Origin of the sequence: Marinibaculum pumilum, assembly GCF_042646425.1 — a bacterium.
In the GTDB taxonomy this organism is placed as follows: Bacteria; Pseudomonadota; Alphaproteobacteria; order Ferrovibrionales; family Ferrovibrionaceae; genus Marinibaculum; species Marinibaculum pumilum.
Genome location: NZ_JBHRTR010000029.1, coordinates 44,798 through 63,165, shown reverse-complemented (window position 1 = coordinate 63,165; position 18,368 = coordinate 44,798). Strand labels below are relative to the sequence as shown.

The 18,368-nt window shown below is 69.4% G+C and carries 14 protein-coding genes; 3 read left to right on the top strand and 11 right to left on the bottom strand.

Features of this window, described 5'->3' with window-relative positions; genetic code table 11:
• Nucleotides 1-33 precede the first annotated feature (33 nt).
• Genes ACFOGJ_RS17175 through ACFOGJ_RS17165 form a run of 3 tightly spaced genes read left to right on the top strand, consistent with a single transcriptional unit; the run spans nucleotide 34 to nucleotide 3,198 of the window.
• Nucleotides 34-534, top strand: a complete 501-nt coding sequence (locus ACFOGJ_RS17175; protein WP_379902683.1) for a TRAP transporter small permease subunit — start codon at nucleotides 34-36, stop codon at nucleotides 532-534.
• Nucleotides 524-2,083 carry a TRAP transporter large permease gene (locus ACFOGJ_RS17170; RefSeq protein WP_379902681.1) on the top strand — a complete coding sequence of 520 codons (1,560 nt, stop codon included), beginning with the start codon at nucleotides 524-526 and terminating at the stop codon, nucleotides 2,081-2,083. Before ACFOGJ_RS17175 ends, ACFOGJ_RS17170 begins: the two co-directional genes overlap by 11 nt.
• 32 nt (nucleotides 2,084-2,115) lie before the next feature.
• Entirely contained in the window at nucleotides 2,116-3,198 is a 1,083-nt protein-coding gene (locus ACFOGJ_RS17165; RefSeq protein ID WP_379902679.1) for a TRAP transporter substrate-binding protein, read from the top strand.
• 75 nt (nucleotides 3,199-3,273) lie between these two features.
• Here ACFOGJ_RS17165 and ACFOGJ_RS17160 read toward each other — a convergent pair whose 3' ends face one another.
• The 11 genes from ACFOGJ_RS17160 to ACFOGJ_RS17110 form a co-directional block, all read right to left on the bottom strand.
• The gene (locus ACFOGJ_RS17160; protein ID WP_379902676.1) at nucleotides 3,274-4,482 is read right to left on the bottom strand and encodes an acyl-CoA dehydrogenase family protein; all 1,209 of its coding nucleotides are present in this window, start codon (nucleotides 4,480-4,482) and stop codon (nucleotides 3,274-3,276) included.
• A gap of 66 nt (nucleotides 4,483-4,548) precedes the next feature.
• Entirely contained in the window at nucleotides 4,549-4,929 is a 381-nt protein-coding gene (locus tag ACFOGJ_RS17155) for a response regulator (protein ID WP_379902673.1), read from the bottom strand.
• On the bottom strand, nucleotides 4,926-7,211 hold the full coding sequence (locus ACFOGJ_RS17150) for a hybrid sensor histidine kinase/response regulator (protein WP_379902670.1): 2,286 nt from the start codon (nucleotides 7,209-7,211) through the stop codon (nucleotides 4,926-4,928). Before ACFOGJ_RS17150 ends, ACFOGJ_RS17155 begins: the two co-directional genes overlap by 4 nt.
• A gap of 29 nt (nucleotides 7,212-7,240) precedes the next feature.
• Nucleotides 7,241-8,020 carry an SDR family oxidoreductase gene (locus tag ACFOGJ_RS17145; protein ID WP_379902667.1) on the bottom strand — a complete coding sequence of 260 codons (780 nt, stop codon included), beginning with the start codon at nucleotides 8,018-8,020 and terminating at the stop codon, nucleotides 7,241-7,243.
• Nucleotides 8,021-8,188: 168 nt separating this feature from the next.
• Nucleotides 8,189-9,025, bottom strand: coding sequence for a TIGR03084 family metal-binding protein (locus ACFOGJ_RS17140; RefSeq protein ID WP_379902665.1), 837 nt, complete (start codon nucleotides 9,023-9,025; stop codon nucleotides 8,189-8,191).
• A 162-nt stretch (nucleotides 9,026-9,187) separates the two neighbouring features.
• Nucleotides 9,188-10,330 carry a nitronate monooxygenase gene (locus tag ACFOGJ_RS17135; RefSeq protein WP_379902662.1) on the bottom strand — a complete coding sequence of 381 codons (1,143 nt, stop codon included), beginning with the start codon at nucleotides 10,328-10,330 and terminating at the stop codon, nucleotides 9,188-9,190.
• Between the two features lie 26 nt (nucleotides 10,331-10,356).
• Nucleotides 10,357-12,366 carry an acetyl/propionyl/methylcrotonyl-CoA carboxylase subunit alpha gene (locus tag ACFOGJ_RS17130; RefSeq protein ID WP_379902660.1) on the bottom strand — a complete coding sequence of 670 codons (2,010 nt, stop codon included), beginning with the start codon at nucleotides 12,364-12,366 and terminating at the stop codon, nucleotides 10,357-10,359.
• Between the two features lie 14 nt (nucleotides 12,367-12,380).
• Nucleotides 12,381-13,196 carry an enoyl-CoA hydratase/isomerase family protein gene (locus tag ACFOGJ_RS17125; RefSeq protein ID WP_379902657.1) on the bottom strand — a complete coding sequence of 272 codons (816 nt, stop codon included), beginning with the start codon at nucleotides 13,194-13,196 and terminating at the stop codon, nucleotides 12,381-12,383.
• Nucleotides 13,197-13,209: 13 nt separating this feature from the next.
• Nucleotides 13,210-14,832 carry an acyl-CoA carboxylase subunit beta gene (locus tag ACFOGJ_RS17120; protein ID WP_379902655.1) on the bottom strand — a complete coding sequence of 541 codons (1,623 nt, stop codon included), beginning with the start codon at nucleotides 14,830-14,832 and terminating at the stop codon, nucleotides 13,210-13,212.
• Complete coding sequence (locus ACFOGJ_RS17115) at nucleotides 14,832-16,637, bottom strand: acyclic terpene utilization AtuA family protein (RefSeq protein ID WP_379902652.1); 1,806 nt, start codon at nucleotides 16,635-16,637, stop codon at nucleotides 14,832-14,834. The genes ACFOGJ_RS17120 and ACFOGJ_RS17115 overlap by 1 nt, the downstream gene beginning before the upstream one ends.
• A gap of 40 nt (nucleotides 16,638-16,677) precedes the next feature.
• The coding region (locus ACFOGJ_RS17110) for a long-chain fatty acid--CoA ligase (RefSeq protein ID WP_379902649.1) at nucleotides 16,678-18,368 on the bottom strand (1,691 nt) is incomplete at its 5' end.

Here is an 18,368-nt window from a genome sequence, read left to right as displayed (position 1 = left end):
CGGGAGGCCGCCCGGGGCCGAAGGAAGCACCGGATGATCGGTCCGATCCTGCGCCTGGCGTCGCTCGGCCGCTCGGCTGCCGGCTATGTCGTCCTGCTTCTGATGGTGGCGCAGATCGTCGTCGTCGCGCTTCGCTACACCTTCTCCCTGGGCTGGCCATGGGCGCTGGATCTGCTGGTCTACTGCTTCTACGCCGGTGCGCTGCTGCCCGCGCTCTACGTCCTGGTCCGCGACGTCAGCGTCCGGGTGGACCTGTTCTACACCCGCTGGCCGCAGAGGCGGCGGGACCGCATCGACCGTGCCGCGCTCCTGCTTCTGGTCTGCCCGGTGCTGGCCTATGCCGGCTGGATCTCCTCCACGCTCAGCGCGAATGCCTGGGCGGTGCTGGAATCCTCCCCCACCTATGGCGGACTGCCGGGCTATTTCCTGCTCAAGACCCTGCTCAGTCTCGTCCTGCTGGTACTGTCTCTTGCCGCCCTGGCGATGGCCGTTCGCCGCGCGCCCTATATCCGGGAGCGGCACGATGAGCCATGAACTGCTTCTGCTCCTGATGGGGCTGATGCTCTTCGGCGCGATCCTCAGCGGCGTTCCGGTCAGCTTCGTGCTGCTGGGCGTCCCCTTCCTTGTCGCTCTGCTCGGCGCCGCCACCGGCAGCTTCGATCTCGCCTTCATCGATGCCTTCCCGTCACGCGCTTTCGGATTGCTGACCAATCCCGTCTTCGTGGCCGTGCCGTTGTTCGTGCTGATGGGCAGCCTGCTGGAGAAGGCGGATATCGCGCGGCGGATGATGTTCGCCGCGGGTGCCCTGTTCGGCGAACATCGGGGCGGTCTGGCCTATGCCGTCATCATCGTCGGTGCGTTGCTCGCGGCATCGACCGGGGTCATCGGCGCCACCATCTTCATGCTGGGCCTGATCGCCCTTCCCGCCATGCTGAGCGCGAACTACGCGCCACGACTGGCCTCCGGCGTGATCTGCGCCTCGGGTTCGCTGGGCCAGATCATCCCCCCGTCGATCCTGTTGATCCTGCTGGCCGACCAGATCTCGGCGGCCTATCAGACGGGACGGCGATCGGTGGGCGACTTCGCGCCGGAGCCCGTGTCCGTCGGCGACCTGTTCGCCGCCGCCCTGCTGCCCGGACTGCTGCTCGTCGGCCTCTACCTCCTGTACATCTTCGTGCTGTCGCGGCTGCGGCCGGAGGCATGCCCGCCGATCCGGCAGGAGGGCGCGTCCGGCGGCCACCGCCGGCCCAGTGCGCGCGAGGTCTTCGGATCCCTCGTCCTGCCCCTGGCCCTGATCCTCCTGGTGCTCGGCTCGATCCTCGGCGGCATCGCGACCCCGACGGAAAGCGCCGCGCTGGGCGCGGCCGGCGCCCTGGTGATGGTGGCACTGGAGCGCGCGAACCTGCCCGCATGGCGGCGCTACGCCATTCTCGCAGTCCTGCCCGCGGCGTTCCTGCTGGTCCTGGTGAAGGCGCTGGGCGGTGCCGGCGCCGGGCCCTGGCAGATGGCCATCGGGCTGGTCGGGCTTGTCGGCCTGCTGGCCGGGGTGATCCTGGCGCTGTGGCAGGAACTGCGCGACGGGGAACTGGCCGAGGTTGCGCGAAGCACCGCCACGATGGTCGCGATGCTGACCCTGATCGTGCTGGGTGCGACGATGCTGTCGCTGGTGTTCCGGGGCCTGGGCGGCGACGAGATGGTCGCCGGACTGCTGACCGGGCTGCCCGGCGGCACGGCCGCCGCCCTGATCGCGGTGATGGTCGTGATCTTCCTGCTCGGCTTCGTCATCGAATATATCGAGATCATCTTCATCGTCGTGCCGGTCGCGGCGCCGCCCCTGATGGCGGCCGGGGTGGACCCGATCTGGTTCGCCATCCTGATCAGCATGAACCTGCAGATGAGCTTCCTGACACCGCCCTTCGGCTATGCGCTCTTCTACTTCCGTTCCGTCGCCCCCGCCGCCCTGCGGACCGGGGACATCTACGCCTCGGTCCTGCCCTTCATCCTGCTGCAACTGATCGCACTGGGCCTGGTCGCGGCGTTTCCGGCACTCGTCAACTGGCTGCCGGGTGTCGTCTTCCAATGAAGCCAGCACGACAGGGAAAAGGGAGAGCGAATATGTACAGACGCAGGTTCCTTGCTGGCGCGGCGGTGGCCGCGCCGGCCGCACTCGCGGCCCCGGCAGTTCTCCGGGCGCAGTCGGGACATGACTGGAAGCTCGTGACCTCGCTGCCGAAGAACCTGCCCGGCCCGGGCGTCTCGGCCCAGCGCTGGGCGGACAGGATCACCAGCATGTCGGGCGGCGAACTGAAGATAACCGTCTATGCCGGCGGCGAACTGGTGCCGCCCTTCGGGACCCAGGAAGCGGTTGAGAATGGCACGGCGCAGGCCTATCACGGGTCCGGGTCGTGGTTCGCGGGTCGCGACATCTCCCATGCCTTCTTCTTTTCCGGACCGTTCGGACTGCTGTTCGACGAGATGCATGCCTGGATGTACTACGGCGGCGGTCAGGCGCTGCTCGACGAGTTCACCCATCCGCGCGGCCTGCAGATCCTCATCGCCGGCGGCTCCGGCGTGCAGACCTTCGGCTGGTTCAAGAAGCCGATCGCATCGCTGGAGGATCTGCAGGGGCTCAATTTCCGGGTCACCGGCTTCGGCGCCACCGTCCTGAACAAGATCGGCATGAACGCCGTCTCCCTGCCGCCGGGGGAGATCTTTCCCGCACTGCAGTCGGGTGCGCTGGACGGGGCGGAATGGGTCGGGCCGGCCTTCGACCAGGCATTCGGCTTCCAGAAGATCATGCCCTACATGTATGCGCCGTCGTTCGGCGACATCTATGGCGGCATCGAGTTCGGCATCAATCTCGAGGCGTGGAACGCCCTGTCCGACGGCCTCAAGGCGATCGTGGTCGCGGCGACGGAGGCGGAGGCCAACCGCTCCTCCGCCGATGCCCTGAACATGAACATCGACGGCCTGGAGGCCCTGCAGAAGGTGGAGGGGCTGACGATCGGCACCCTGCCCGAGGACGTCTGGGCGGCGCTGCGCAAGGCCTCGCATGAGGTGGTCGCCGAGGTAGCAGGCACCAGCCCCTTCGTCGGCCGGCTGGTCGACAGCTATTACGGCTATGTGAAACGTGCCTCGGGCTACAAGCAGCTCTACGACATGCCGTTCATGGCGGAACGGGTGAAGTATATCGGCTGATCGCCCGCTGCTGCCGGCCCGGGCGGCAGAATGCCGCCGCCCGGGCCGGTGGAACCGGTGCCGTACCGGTGGCGGCTACCCGGCGTAGCGTTTCAGCAACTGCCGGCCCAGCGCCGACAGATGCACCTGGTCGGGGCCGTCGCCGACCCGGATGTAGCGGGCGGTGACCCAGGCATGGGGCAGGAAGGTGTCCTCGGTGAAGCCCTTGCCGCCATGCACCTGCATGGCGCGGTCGATCACCTCCGTCGCCATCTTCGGCACGACGATCTTGGCGGCGGCGATCAGGTCGCGGGCCTCCTTGTTGCCCTCGCGGTCCATCTTGTCGGCGGCCTTCAGAGTCAAGAGGCGTGCCTGCTCCACCTCGCAGAACGACCGCGCGATATCCTCCCGCAGGGAACCGTGCTCCGACAGCTTGCGACCGAAGGCGGAGCGCGCCTCCGCCCGCTGGCACATCAGCTCGATCGCCCGCTGCGCGGCACCGATGAACCGCATGCAGTGGTGGATCCGCCCCGGCCCCAGGCGGCCCTGCGCGATCTCGAAGCCGCGGCCCTCGCCCAGGATCATGTTCTCCGCCGGCACGCGGACATTGTCGAACAGCACCTCCGGGTGGCCGCCCGGCCCGCCGTCATAGCCGAAGGTGCTCAGGTTGCGGACCAGGCTGACGCCGGGCGTGTCCTTCGGCACCAGGATCATCGACTGCTGTTTGTGGCGGTCCGGATTGTCGGGATCGGACTTGCCCATCACGATGGCGATCCGGCAGCGGTCGTTGGAGAAGCCGGAGGAAAACCACTTGCGGCCGTTGATGACATAGCTGTCGCCGTCGCGGGTGATGCGGCACTCGATATTGGTGGCGTCGGAGGAGGCGACCGCCGGCTCCGTCATCGAGAAGCAGGAGCGGATCTCGCCCGCGAGCAGGGGCTCCAGCCACTGCTTCTTCTGCTCCGGCGACCCGTAACGCGCCAGCACCTCCATATTGCCGGTATCGGGGGCGGAGCAGTTGAACACTTCCGAGGCCCAGCCGACCCGGCCCATGATCTCCGCCAGCGGGGCATATTCCAGGTTGCTCAGGCCGGCGCCCAGATCCTCCTCCGGCAGGAACAGGTTCCACAGCCCCTCCGCCTTCGCCTTCGCCTTCAGCTCGTCCATCACCGGCGGCGTCGACCAGCCGCCAGCCGCCTCGACATGCTCGTGGTAATGGGGTTCCAGCGGATAGACATGCGCCTCCATGAAGGCTGTCACCCGTGCCTGCAGCTCCTTCACCCTGGTGCTGAACTCGAAATCCATGTCTCCCCCACTTCTGCTGATCGTTCGGGTTGCCGTGTCTTTGCCGCTCGTGTGCCGGCGGGGCCTTCAGGTGTCCGCCCAGGGCTGCATGGCCGCGCGCAGTTCCGCCAGCCGGATCGGCTTGCGCAGGATGACGGGGGGCCGTTCGCCGGCCAGTTCCCGCAGCACCGCCGCCATCTTCAGGTACAGCGGATTGTGCCCGCTGATCAGGATCAGGCCGCCGGCATAGGCGGCCTCGTGCAGCCAGCGCGCCACCTCGATGCCGTCCTCGTCCGGCATCACGATATCCAGCATCACCAGGTCGGGCCGGCGTTCCCCGTAGAGCCGCCGCAGCGCCATCCCGGACTCCGCCAGCCGCACGGCGAACCCCATGCCTTCGGCGACGGTGGCGACGAAGGCGGCGAAGTCCGGCTCGTCGTCGACGATCACCATGTCCGGCCGGCTCATGACCGCACCGGCCCGTCAAGGAGCGCGCGGACCGCTTCCGCCAGCTCGGCGCGCCGGAAGGGCTTGCGCAGCAACGGTGCATGTTCGTGGCGGCTGCCGTTGCGCAGGAAGGCATTGTCGCCATGCCCGGTCATGAAGGCGACCGGCAGGCCCGGCCGGAGCTCCGCCGCCCGGTCCGCCAGCATCACGCCGTCCATCCCTTCCGGCAGGATGATGTCGGTCAGCAGCATGTCGACCTGCGGATGGCTCTGCAGGTGGGCCAGGGCCTGCGCCGCGCTGGACACCGCTTCAGCCCGATAGCCCAGGGACTGCAGGGCCGACTGGGTGAGGTCGCGCACATCGGCATCGTCTTCCACCACCAGGATATGTTCCCGGCCCTGCGGCAGGGCGGCCGGGGGACCGGCGGGTGCCGCCGCCGCGGTGTTCGTGCTGCGGGGCAGGTAGATCCGCACCGTGGTGCCCTTGCCCAGGGTGCTGGCGATCCGCGAATAGCCGTCGGACTGTTTCGCGAAGCCGTAGACCATGCTGAGCCCCAGGCCGGTGCCCTGGCCGACACCCTTGGTGGTGAAGAACGGATCGAAGGCGCGGCTGACCGTCTCCGGTGCCATACCGATGCCGGTGTCGGTCACCGTCAGCAGGACATATTCCCCGGCCGGCACCTCGGCCTGGGCCGCCTGGGCGGCATCCAGCACCGTATTGTCGGTGGCGATCGTCAGCACGCCGCCATCCGGCATCGCGTCCCGCGCGTTCAGGACCAGGTTCAGCAGCGCGTTCTGCATCAGGCCGCTGTCCACGACACAGAGCCACAGGCCGTCATGCGGCCGGATCCGCAGCTCGACATTGCCGGGTGTGGTGCGGCGGACCAGTTCCGACATCTCCTCCACCAGCTCGTTCAGGTCGACGATCGACGGCCGCAGGGTCTGCTTCCTGGCAAAGGCCAGCAGGCTGCGGGTCAGGGTGGCACCCCGGTCGGTGGCACGCAGGGCGGTCTCGCACTTGCGCTGCAGGGACGCGGTGGCGGGCCCGCTGATCGCGTCCAGACCTTCCGCAATCAGCTCCAGATTGCCGGATATCACCGCCAGAAGGTTGTTGAAGTCGTGCGCGATGCCGCCGGTCAGCTGCCCCACCGCCTCCATCTTCTGGGCCTGCCGCAGTCGGTCTTCGGTCTCCTTGCGATCGGTCACGTCGTGCGCGGAGAGGACGATTCCCTCCACCCCGTCGGTGTTCAGGAAGTTGCTGCCGACCATCTCCATCGTCAGCCAGTGGCCGTCCCGGTGCCGCACCCGCAGCTCGGTGCGCTCCTTGGCCTCTTCCGACCGGCCGAGAAGGCGCTGCAGCGCGGCCATCGCGGTGCCGATATCGTCCGGATGCACGAACTCGGTCCAGGCATGGTCGATCACCTCCGGCCCGGTATGGGCCAGCAGTTCCTCGCCCGCGGGGCTGACGAACTTCAGCCGGCCGTCGATCCCCAGGATCGCGATGATCCCGGGATTGTTCTCGACGATCGCGCGGAACTTCTGCTCGCTGCGCTCCAGCGCCCGCTGGGCCTCGCGGACCTGGGTGATGTCCTGGAAGGTGCCGCGCACCCGCCGTGGCGGGTCGGCGCCGTCCCAGACCGGCCGTCCCTTGATGTTGATCTCGATCAGCTGTCCGTCCGTCCGGTAAATCCGGTAGGCATATTCGAACGGCTCATTGGTGCGGCGGGACTTCTCGACCTCCGCCAGCATGCCCCCGACATCGTCGGGATGGATATTGGTGATCCAGCGGTCCAGGGTGCCGATCTTCTCCTGCGCACCGGGACCGAACAGCGCCCAGGCCCCTTTCGAGAACAGGATCTGGCCGCTTTCGCGGTCGAGTTCCCAGGCACCGGAGCGCGACAGCAGCTCGGCTTCCGCCAGCATCGCGTCACGCCGTTCGAACTCGCTGAGATCCTCGACGAAGACCAGGCAGCCGGCCTCCGGCCGCGGCACCGTCCGGAATCGATAGGCCCATTCGCCGGTCCGCTCGATCGCGAAGGCGTCGGCCTGGCCGTCCCGCAGCGCCGCGCTGCGCGCCACAAGGAACGCCTGACGGTCGCCGGCGGGCGGGTCGGCAGCCTGCAGCAGGTCAGTCAGGCAGTCCGGATAGCCGATGCCCGCCGGCCGGGCCTCCGCACCGCGGGACAGCAGCTGCATGAAGCTGGCATTCGCGGCGGCAATGGCGCCGTCCGGCGCGATCGCCGCCGCGGGATGCGGCAGCAGCTCGATCGCTTCCCAATGGGCGGGCCCGACGCGGTCCTGCATGTCGGGTCAGGCCTGCCCGCGGTCGCCGGTCAGGCGCCCTCCGCCTCGATCTTCGCCTGCAGTCGCCGCATACCCTTCAGCCATCGTTCCAGGTCGCTGGTCTTGTAGCTCATCCATGTCTGCGCGATCTCGTCGGTCAGGATCAGGAAGCGCTCCGCCTCCACCGCCTCGGCGACCATCTCCGCGACCTCCTCGGGTTCGCGGATCGGGCCGGCCGCATTGCGGGCAAAGGACGAGCCGGTATCCCCGAGCATCGGGGTGCGGACCCCCAGCGGCGCCAGGAGGGAGGTGCGGATGCCGCGCTCATGATAGGTGACGGACATCCATTCGGCGAAGCCTACCACCGCATGCTTGGTGACGGCATAGGGCAGGTTGCCGTGGCTGGTCAGGATCCCGGCCATCGATGCGGTGTGGATCAGATAGCCCTCGCCGCGCTCCAGCATGCCGGGCAGCACCGCCCGGGTGGCGTGCAGATGCGCCATCAGGTTGACGTCCCACTGCCGCTGCCAGACATCCAGGTCCGTCGCCAGCGGGTCGCTGCCGCTTGCGATCCCGGCATTGTGGAAGAAGATCCCGATCGGGCCGAGCTCGCGTTCCACCCGTGCGACCAGATCGTCGATCTGCTCCCGGCTGCCGACATCGCAGGCCACCGCCAGGCCGCCGAAGCCGGCCGCCACCTCGCCCGCGGCATCGCCGTTCAGGTCCGCGACCGCCACCTTCGCGCCGCGCGCCGCGAAGCAGCGGGCGCTCGCGGCGCCGATGCCGCTCGCCCCGCCGGTGACGACCGCCACCCTGTCTTTAAAGTCCATACCCTCGTCCTCCCTGTTGTCCGGATAGCTGTCGCACGGGGTGTCGGTGGCAGCCGCATGTCAGCGGCTCCACATCCGACACCGGACAGTCGACTTCTGCCCGTCCGATCCGGGACAGACGGGTGAGGATACGACGGTGCACCGCCGCCCGCGATGAGGTTACGCCGGTCAGGGTTTCCGGTCAGGATCGCCAGGCGGGGGGCAGGCGCTGGCGGTGAAACGTGTCCCGGGGGCAGGCGGATCCTGCGGCGGGCCGGCGAAGCACTGTGCCACAGCCATCCAGCGGCTGGCCGTTTGGCCGGTCACCGACAGGCCCGTGTCGGCGATGTTCCGGGTCTGGGTGACGACCCGGCAGAACGCCACCGCCTCGCCCTCGATCCGGTTGTCGTCGGAGGGGTCGTTGAATTCCCAGACCGCGCCGGACGGGGCGGTCAGCTTCAGGAACGGCCTGTCCTCCGGCACCGGCTCGCCGCGATTGGCGAAGGTCCAGCCGAAGGTGTTGTTGCCGATCACCACGACGTTGCGGATCCGGTCGCCCTCGGCCCGCTCCACACCCAGCAGGTCGAAGACCTCCTGGCCATGCGCCCAGGTCTCCATCAGGCGGGCGGTGATGCTGGAGCGCACGCTCATGTCCGGCCCGGCCCATTTCAGGCGCTTCTTCGGGTCGGCGGCATGGAAGTTCGGCACCATGGCCGTGTAATAGTCGTGCCAGAGCGCCAGCAATGCCCGGCCCTTCACCCCGCCCAGCTGCTTGTCGGTGTAGGAGCGCATCGTCTCGCCGGCCTTGGTGGCGGCCTGGAAGGCCGACAGCAGCTTCACGATCCCGGCCTCGTCGTTCAGCGACAGGTCGGCGGCATAGTTGAAGTAGTGCAGGTGCTGCAGGACGTCGTTGATCGTCCAGCCCTTGAACTGGGTGGTGCGTTCGAAAGCGGCGTCGTCCAGCGGCGCCAGCAGGGCATGCAGCGCGTCGCTCTCTTCCTTGAAATCCGCGGCCTGTTCCAGCATCTCCCGCTCCCTTCGTTCTTGTCGTTCTTATCCCTGGTGCTGGCAGGATTGTCGCTCCCGGGCTTGACCCGGGAGCCCATTCCGCCAGCGGCGCGGCACGTCAAAGGCGCCGGAATGGATCCTCGGGTCAAGCCCGAGGATGACGCCGGTGGCGGGCGCCCCCTATGCCCCCACTGCCTTGGCCAGCCTTTCGTAGGCGGTGACGAAATCCTCCCGGAACGCCTGTACCACCTGGCGGGCGGTCAGGCTCTCGTTCATCAGCCCGACCCCCTGGCCGACCCAGTAGGTGGCCAGTTCCTGCGCCCCCTTGTGGCCGCCTTCGGACAGCTTGTCGATCCGCTTCAGTGCCGGCTCGGAGATCAGCGATTGCAGCGGCATCGCCAGCGGCTCGGGCGCGCCTTCCGCCTCCCAGGCATCGGTCCAGGGGGTGCGCAGCTGGCGCGACGGCTTGCCGGTGCGGCTGCGGGCGCGAACGGTGTCGGAGGAGCCGGCCGCCAGCATCTTCTGCTTCACCACCGGGTTGGTCTCCGCCTCCGCCGTGGTCAGCCAGACCGAGCCGGTCCAGGCACCGGCGGCGCCCATCGCCATGCAGGCGGCCATCTGCCGGCCGGTGACGATGCCGCCGGCGGCCAGCACCGGCGGGCCGTTCTGCGCCGCCACCGCCTCGCAGATCTCCGGCACCAGCACCATGGTGGAAACGCTGCCGCAATGGCCGCCGGCCTCGCCGCCGGCCGCGATCAGGATGTCGACCCCGGCCTGCATCTGGCGCAGGGCATGCGATTTCGCGCCGACCAGGGCGGCGACCGCGACCCCCTTGGCCTTGCCCATCTCGATCATCGGCTGCGGCGGGATGCCCAGCGCGTTGGCGATCAGCCTGATCGGGTGGGAGAAGGCGACGTCCAGCATCGCCTTGGTGCCTTCCGGGGTGATGTTGCGGTTGAAGCCCAGCATCTCCCGCCGGGTGGCGTCGTCCACGCCCACCAGATCGACGTCCCGCGATTGCAGCAGGCCGGCCACGAAGTCCTTGTGCTCCTGCGGCAGGGCGGCCAGCACGGCGTCCTCCGACAGCTCTTCGCCCTTGCCGGCGAACTTGTTGGGCACGATCAGGTCCAGGCCGTAGGGCTTGCCGCCGACATGATCGTCGATCCAGGACAGCTCCGTCTCCAGCTGTTCGGTGGACAGGCCGGCGGCGCCCAGCACGCCGAAGCCGCCCGCCTTGCTGACCTCGGCGACCACGTCGCGGCAATGGCTGAAGGCGAGCAGCGGGAAGTCGATCCCCAGCATGTCGCAGATCCGGCTGTCCATGTCGCGTTCCTCCTCCTGTGGCGGGCTCAGGCCGCCTCGATCTCTATCAGCAGTTCGTCGGCGGCGACCTGCGCGCCTGCCGCGGCCAGCACCTCCTGCACGGTGCCGTCGATCTGGGCCAGGATCTCGTGCTGCATCTTCATCGCCTCCAGCACCGCCAGCCTTGTGCCGGCCGAGACCTGGTCGCCGGGCTTCACCAGCACCTCGATCAGCGCGCCATGCATCGGTGCCGTCACCCGTCCGCCGCCGGCGGCATCCGCGGCGGCTGCGGCGAACGCCAGGCGGTTGCGGAAGCGGAAGGAACGTCCCTCCAGCGACAGCTCCACCCGGCCGGGGCCGGGGTGGTGGACGTTGACGTCCTGCCGGTCGCCGTCCACGGACAGCCGCGCCCGGTGCCCGTCCGTCGCCGCCACGTCGATGCGCAGCTCGGCGTCCGCCCCTCCGTCCTGGCGGATGGCATAGCCGTCGCGGCCCAGCGGCCGCACCAGCAGGTCGATGGGGTCGACCTCTGCCGCCCCCTCGGTCTCGTAGACATAGCGGGTGGACAGGCTGCCGCCGCTCGCCCAGTCCAGCAGCGCCGGTGTGACCGCCAGGCTGCGCGCCAGGGCCGCGTCGCGTTCGGCCCGGAACTGCAGGACGGCGGCAATAGCCGCCTCGCGCAGGGTCGGCGGCGCCTCCCGGTAGCCTTCGTCGCCGAAGGTCTCCGCGATGAAGGCGGTCGTCGCCTCGCCGCGGGCGAAGGATCCCTGCTCCAGGATGCGGATCAGGAAGGCCCGGTTGCTGGTGGCGCCGAACAGGATTGTGTCCTTCAGCGACCGCAGCAGGCGCCGTCGTGCCGTCTCCCGGTCGGGGCCCCAGGCGATCAGCTTCGCCAGCATCGGGTCGTAGTAGGGCGGGATGTCGGTGCCGGTCTCGATGCCGGCATCGGTGCGCAGCCCGTCGCCTTCGGCGGCCTGCCAGAACGCCACCCGGCCGGTGGCGGGCAGGAAGTCCTGCGCCGGATCCTCCGCATAGAGGCGGACCTCGATGGCATGGCCGCGCAGGGCGACCTGCTCCTGGGTCAGGCCCAGCGGTTCGCCGGCGGCGACCCGGATCTGCAGGGCCACCAGGTCCAGGCCGGTCACCATCTCGGTCACCGGATGCTCGACCTGCAGGCGGGTGTTCATCTCCAGGAAGTAGAATGCGCCATCCTCGCCCAGCAGGAATTCCACCGTGCCGGCGCCGCGATAGTCGATGCTGCGCGCGGCCTCCACCGCCGCCGCGCCCATCGCATTCCGCAGCTCCGGGGTCATGACGGGGCAGGGGGCTTCCTCGACCACCTTCTGGTGGCGGCGCTGGACGGAGCAGTCGCGTTCGCCCAGGTGCAGCACCGTGCCATGGGCGTCGGCAAAGACCTGCAGCTCGACATGGCGGGGGCGCAGGATGGCCTTTTCCAGGATCAGCTCGCCGGAACCGAAGGCGTTCTGCGCCTCCGACCGGGCGCTGCGCAGGGCATTGGCCAGGCCGCCCGCATCCTCGACCAGGCGCATGCCGCGGCCGCCGCCGCCGGCCGCCGCCTTCACCATCAGCGGGAAGCCGATCCGTTCCGCCTCCGCGGCCAGGGTCGCATCGTCCTGGGCTGCGCCCTGGTAGCCCGGCACGCAGGGCACGCCGGCCTCGATCATCCGGCGCTTGGCAGCCGCCTTGTTGCCCATCAGCTCGATGGCATCGGCCCCGGGGCCGATGAAGACCAGGCCCGCCTCGGCGCAGGCGCGGGCGAAGGCCGCATTTTCCGCCAGGAAGCCATAGCCCGGATGCACCGCGCCGGCGCCGGTTTCCCGTGCCGCGGCCACGATCCGGTCGATCGCCAGATAGGATTGCGGCGCGGGCGGCGGGCCGATGCAGACCGCATGGTCGGCCAGCGCCACATGCGGCGCGCCGGCATCGGCCTCGGAATGGACGGCGATCGTGCGATAGCCCAGGGCGCGGGCGGTTCGGATCACGCGGGACGCGATCTCGCCGCGATTGGCGACGAGGATGCTGTCGAAAGCTGTCATGCTGCCGCGGTCCTTCAGGATGCGCCGCCGGTCCAGGCCGGCTTGCGCTTTTCCAGGAAGGAGGCGATGCCTTCCCGCCCTTCCTCGCCCAGCATGCAGCGGGCGAAGCCGTCGGCGGCGAAGTCCAGCATCGCCGGCCGGTCCAGGTGGCGGGTCGCCAGCAGGATCTCCTTGGTGACGGCATTGGCGCCGGGCGCGCAACGCATCACCTGTTTCCGCACCTCGGCCTCCACCGCCTCCAGGCCGGCGGCATCGTCGACCACATGATCGGCCAGGCCCAGGCGGCCGGCCTCCGCGCCGTCGAAGCGCGATGCGGTCAGCATCAGCCGCCGCGCGGTCCGCAGGCCCAGCCGCTGTGCGACGAAAGGCGCGATCTGCGCCGGGGGGATGCCCAGGGTGGTCTCCGTCAGGGCGAACTTCGCGTCGGCGGTCACCGCCACCACGTCGGCGGTGCAGACCATGCCCAGCCCGCCGGCCATCGCCGCGCCCTCGACCAGGATCACCACGACCTGCGGCATCTCGTTGATCAGGTCGAACATCTCGCCGCCGGCGCGGCTGGAGGCCGCGACCTCCGCCACGCCCTGTTCGCCGCCCTGGTAGTTGGACTTGAAGCCCTTCAAATCGCCGCCGGCGCAGAAGGTGCCGCCCTTGCCGCGCAGGGTGATGCCGCGGATGGAGCGGTCGCCGCGCACCGCCTGCAGTACGGCAACCAGCTCGCCCGTCAGTTCCTGCGACAGGGCGTTGCGCGCCTCCGGCCGGTTGAACCAGATCGTCAGCCAGGCGCCGTCGCGCGCCAGCAGCAATGTCTCGGTCTTCGGCAGTTCGGTCATGCTCTCCGCCCCCTTACATTCGTGCCACGCCGAAGGCGTTGGGATGCAGGCGCCGGCTGCGCCCCTCCCGGCAGGTCTCCAGCGCGAAGCCCAGCACCCGGCGCGTGTCGCGCGGGTCGATGATCCCCTGGTCCAGCATCCGGCCGGACGTGTAGAAGGCGTCCGACTGGCTGTCGAAATGGCGGATCAGCCGCTCCTTCTGCTTGGCCAGCGCCGCCTCGTCGACCGGCTGGCCGCGCCGCGCGGCACCGCCGCGGGCGACCTGGTCCATGGTCAGCGCCGCCTGCTCGCCGCCCATAACGCCGGTCAGCGCGTTCGGCCAGGTGAACAGGAAGTCGGGGTCGTAGCCGTACCCCGCCATGCCATAGTTCCCGGCGCCGAAGCTGGCGCCGATATAGAGGGTGATCTTCGGCACCCGGACGTTCGACACCGCCTGGATCATCTTCGAGCCGTGCTTGATCATGCCGGCCTGCTCGTAGGCGCGGCCGACCATGTAGCCGGTGGTGTTGCTGAGGAAGATGATCGGCAGTTCCGCCTGGTCGCAGAGCTGGAAGAACTGCGCCGCCTTGGTGGCGCCGGCCGGGTCGATCGGGCCGTTATTGCCGACGATGCCGCAGGCATGGCCGTAGATCGACCCCTGCAGGCAGATGGTCGAGACGCCGTAGCGCGGCTTGAAATCCTCGAAGGCGGAGCCGTCCAGGAAGCGCGCCGACAGCTCCCGTACGTCGTAGGGGCGGCGATAGTCGATCGGCACCAGCCCGGCGATTTCGTCCGGGTCGTAGAGCGGCTCGGTAAACGGCCGGCGCTGCGGCGGCGCGCAGCCCTTGTTCCAGTCCAGCCCGGCCAGCAGCCGGCGGGCGATCAGCAAGGCCTCCGCATCGTCCTCGGCGGAGAATTCCACCAGGCCGGAGGTGGTGGCGTGCATGTCGGTGCCGGCCAGTTCCTCCTCGTCGGAGACCTCGCCGGTGGCCGCCCGCACCAGTGCCGCGCCGCCCAGCGACGCCCGGCCGCGGCCCCGCACGCTGACGACATAGTCGCTCATGCCCGGCATGTAGGCGCCGCCGGCGGTCGCCGGGCCGTGCAGCACCGCGACCGTGGGGATGCCCAGCGCGCTGAGGCGGGCCAGGCGGTAGAAGATGCCGCCGCCGACCGCCCATTGCGCCACCTCGTACTGCATCAGGTTGGCGCCGGCACTTTCCACCAGGTGGACGAAGGGCAGCTTGTGCCGGATCGCCACGTCCAGGCAGCAGCGCAGCTTGTCCCCCGACATCTTGGTGGAGGCGCCGGCATTGATCCCGCTGTCGTCGACATAGACCAGGCAGCGCAGGCCGCTGACGAAGCCGATGCCGGCCAGCGCGCTGGCGCCGGGGATCGACTTCTCGCGGTCGTCGGTGTCGACGCAGAAATCCGCCAGGCCGTAGAGCTCCAGGAACGGCATGCCGGGGTCCAGCAGGCGCAGAAGCCGCTCCCGCGGGGTCAGCTGGCCGCGTTCCTCGAAGCGCGGCCGCCGCTTTTCCGACAGGGCTTCGGCGCGGGCCTTCAGGCGCTGCACCTCGTCGATCAGGGCGAGCATGTCCTGGCGATTTGCGGCATAGCTGTCGCTGGCGGTGGCGAGACGGGAGGCGAAGGCGGTCATCAGGCGGCCTCCGCCTGCGCGGCCCGCGCCATTTCGCGCGGCACCGCGATGGCCTGCGCCAGCAACACCTGGGCATAGCCCTTCCCCTGCGCATCGTTGCGCAGGCTGGCGACGCCGCCACCGCCCAGCACCTCGTGCATCAGGATGTTCATCGCATGCGGTCCGGGCATCAGGAAGCGCTCCGCCCGTCCTTTCAGGAAATGGCCGAAGCAGTCCGCGATCCTGTCTTCGGTCAGGGCCGCCCAGATATAGGGCAGGTACTCCGCCTTGCGGGCGATGATGCCGACATTGGCCTTGTCGCCCTTGTCGCCGCTGCGGCCCCAGGCCAGCGCGATCAGCGGCACCTCGACCATGTCGGCATCTGCCGCCGGCGCGGCCGGCGGTTCCGGCCGCACGATCGCGGCCGGGTCGAAGGCGGCGGTCTTCGTGGCTGCGAAGGGGATGTCGCGGCCGTCAAGCTCGATGGTGACAGGAACCTCCGCCTTGGGCTGCAGGAAGGAGAACAGGCGCACGACGGGGGAGGGCTTCGACCGGCCGCCGCCGGAGAAGCCGGACAGGCCGGGCGGGCTGGCCAGGCCGATGCCGGTGGCTTCCCGCAGCAGGATGCCGATGCCGGCCTGGTCGGGATGCTTGGCGGCGAGCTTCAGCACCACCTCGCGCGGGGCCTCGATCCGCCGGCCGCTGCCGAACTGGCTCTCCGCGCCCAGCACCTCGACATCGGTCTCGCTGAACGCGCCCAGGTTGGAGGCGCGCAGCGCGGCCTCCGCCCGGCGCAGCGCGCCGTCGGCGAAGCCCTTCGCCTTCCGGTCGGCATCCACGCCGTAGAAGGTGAAGTAGCTGCCGCCGCGCCAGCCGTCCATGTAGGTGGCGCTGACCTTGTAGCTGTCGGGGGCGGGATAGCCGCGGGCACCGGAGACGCGGACCCGGTCGGGGCCGGCCTGGTCGATCCGCACCTCGGAGAAGTCGCAGACCACGTCCGGCACGATATAGGCCTGCGGGTCGCCGATCTCGTAGAGCATCTGCTCCGACACCGTGCCGACATTGACCAGGCCGCCGGTGCCGTCCGGCTTCACCACGTCGAAGCTGCCGTCGGCGCGGATCTCGCCGATCGGATAGCCGATCCGGTCGATGCTCTTCACCACCTTCTCCCAGTCGGTGAAGTTGCCGCCGGTCGCCTGCGGGCCGCATTCCAGCAGGTGGCCGGCCAGGGTGCCGCCGGCCAGCCGGTCCCAGTCCTCCGGCGCCCAGCCGAATTCATGGATGCAGGCGCCCAGGGTGACAGCGCTGTCCACGCAGCGGCCGGTGATCACGATGTCGGCACCCTCCGCCAGGGCGGCGGCGATCGGGAAGGCGCCGAGATAGGCGTTGATGCTGGCCAGCCGCGCCGGGTCGGGGAAGTCGGCGCCGGAGAACATCTCCTTCGCCTGCAGCGCGTCCTTCTGGCCCATCAGGTCGTCGCCCAGCACCACGGCGACCTTCAGGTCCAGCCCGGCCTGTTCGATCAGGGCGCGCGCCGCCGCGCCACAGGCGCGCGGATTCACCCCGCCGGCATTGGAGATCAGCTTCACGCCCTGGCGGGCGATCTCGGCCAGGTTCTGCTTCAGCACGACGGAGACGAAGTCGCGGGCATAGCCGGCCTCCGGGTCCTTCGCCCGGGCGCGGGCCATGATCGACATCGTGATCTCGGCCAGATAGTCGTAGACGATATAGTCCAGGCCGCCGGCCTGCAGAAATTGCGGCGTGGCCATGGCGCTTTCGCCCCAATAGCCGCTGGCGCCGCCGACCCGGATGATTTTCTCGCTCACGGTTGTTTCCTCAGCCTCGATCTGATCTCGGTCCGGTCGCTCACTCGGTTCCGGGCAGGCGGTAGTCCGCGAACTGGTCCCGCAGCTTCAGCTTCCAGATCTTGCCCGTGCCGGTATGGGGCAGGGTGTCGACGAATTCCACCGCGTCCGGCAGCCACCAGGTGGCAACCTTCTCGCGCAGATAGTCGAGCACCGCCTCCGCGCCGATCGTGCTGCCGGGCATCCGGGTCACGATCAGCAGCGGCCGCTCCTGCCATTTCGGATGCTCCACCGCGATCACCGCCGCCTCGGCGATTTCCGGATGGCCCATGGCGGCATTTTCCAGCTCCACCGAGCTGATCCACTCGCCGCCGGACTTGATGACGTCCTTCGACCGGTCCGCCAGCTCCACATTGCCGTTCGGATGCAGGACCGCGACATCGCCGGTATGCAGCCAGCCGTCGACCACCCCGGTGGCGCCGTCCAGCCCGTTCTCCCGCTTCAGATAGCCGCCGGCCACTGTCGGGCCGCGCACCAGCAGATGGCCGCGCGCCGTGCCGTCGGCCGGCAGGTCCTTGCCCGCGTCGTCGATGATGCGGAAGCGGCTGCCGAAGGCGCGGCGGCCGCCATACTGGTAGAGGTCCAGCTTCTCCTCGTCGCTCAGGTCGGCGCTGCCGCGCGGGCCGCTGGAGTGGGGCAGGGAGAACTTGGTGGAGGACAGGGCCTCGGTCATGCCCCAGCCCTGCATCGGCTCCACCCCGTACTCGGTCAGCAGGGCCCGCTGCAGGGCCCGCGGCGGCTTCGAGCCGCTCATCACCGTGGCGCGCAGATGGCTGAACCGCTTGCCGGTGGCGCGCATGTGGTTCAGCAGGATCATCCAGATCGTCGGCACGCCGTAGCAGAGGGTGACGGCCTCGCCCTCCATCAGCTCGTACAGCTTCTCCGGCTCGTAGTCGCGGCCGGGCAGGACCAGCTTGAAGCCCATCATCGGCGCGGAATAGGGGGTCTGCCAGCCATTGCCGTGGAACAGTGGCGCCATCGGCATCACCACTTCCGGCACGCCGTTGCGATAGCCGGAGATGGTGTCGCCGATCATCTGCATCATCGCCGTCAGGGTGGCGGAGCGATGGCTGTAGACGACGCCTTTCGGGTCGCCGGTGGTGCCGGAGGTGTAGCAGATCGTGGAGGCGCGGCTCTCCTCGAACTCCGGCCAGTCATAGACGCCGTCCTCGGCGGCCAGCAGCGCCTCGTAGAATTCCAGGCGCGGCAGGTCGAGCCCGTCCGGAAGCTCCTCCGGTGCGCCGAGGAAGATGTAGCCGCGCACTGTGGTCAGCTGCGGGGCCAGGCTGCGCACCAGCTCGGCCGTCGCCGCGTCGAAGGCCAGCCAGGCATCCTCGGCATGGTTGATGATGTAGACCAGCTGCTCCGGGAACAGCCGCGGGTTGATGGTGTGCAGGACGGCACCCATGCCCGGCGCGCCGTAGAACATCTCGAAGCAGGCGCGGGTGTTCCAGCACAGCGCGCCCAGCCGCTCGCCTTCGCCGAGGCCCAGCTTCGTCAGCGCCTGCGCCAGCTGCTTCGTCCGCCGCTGCGCATCGCGATAGGTGTAGCGCTGGATCGAGCCGTCCAGTTCGCGGCTCACCACCTCGCGCTCGCCATGGCATTCCGCGGCATGGTCGATCATGGCCGAGACCAGCAGCGGCACGTCCATCATCAGTCCCTGCATCGCGTTCTCCTCCCCCGCCTTTCGGC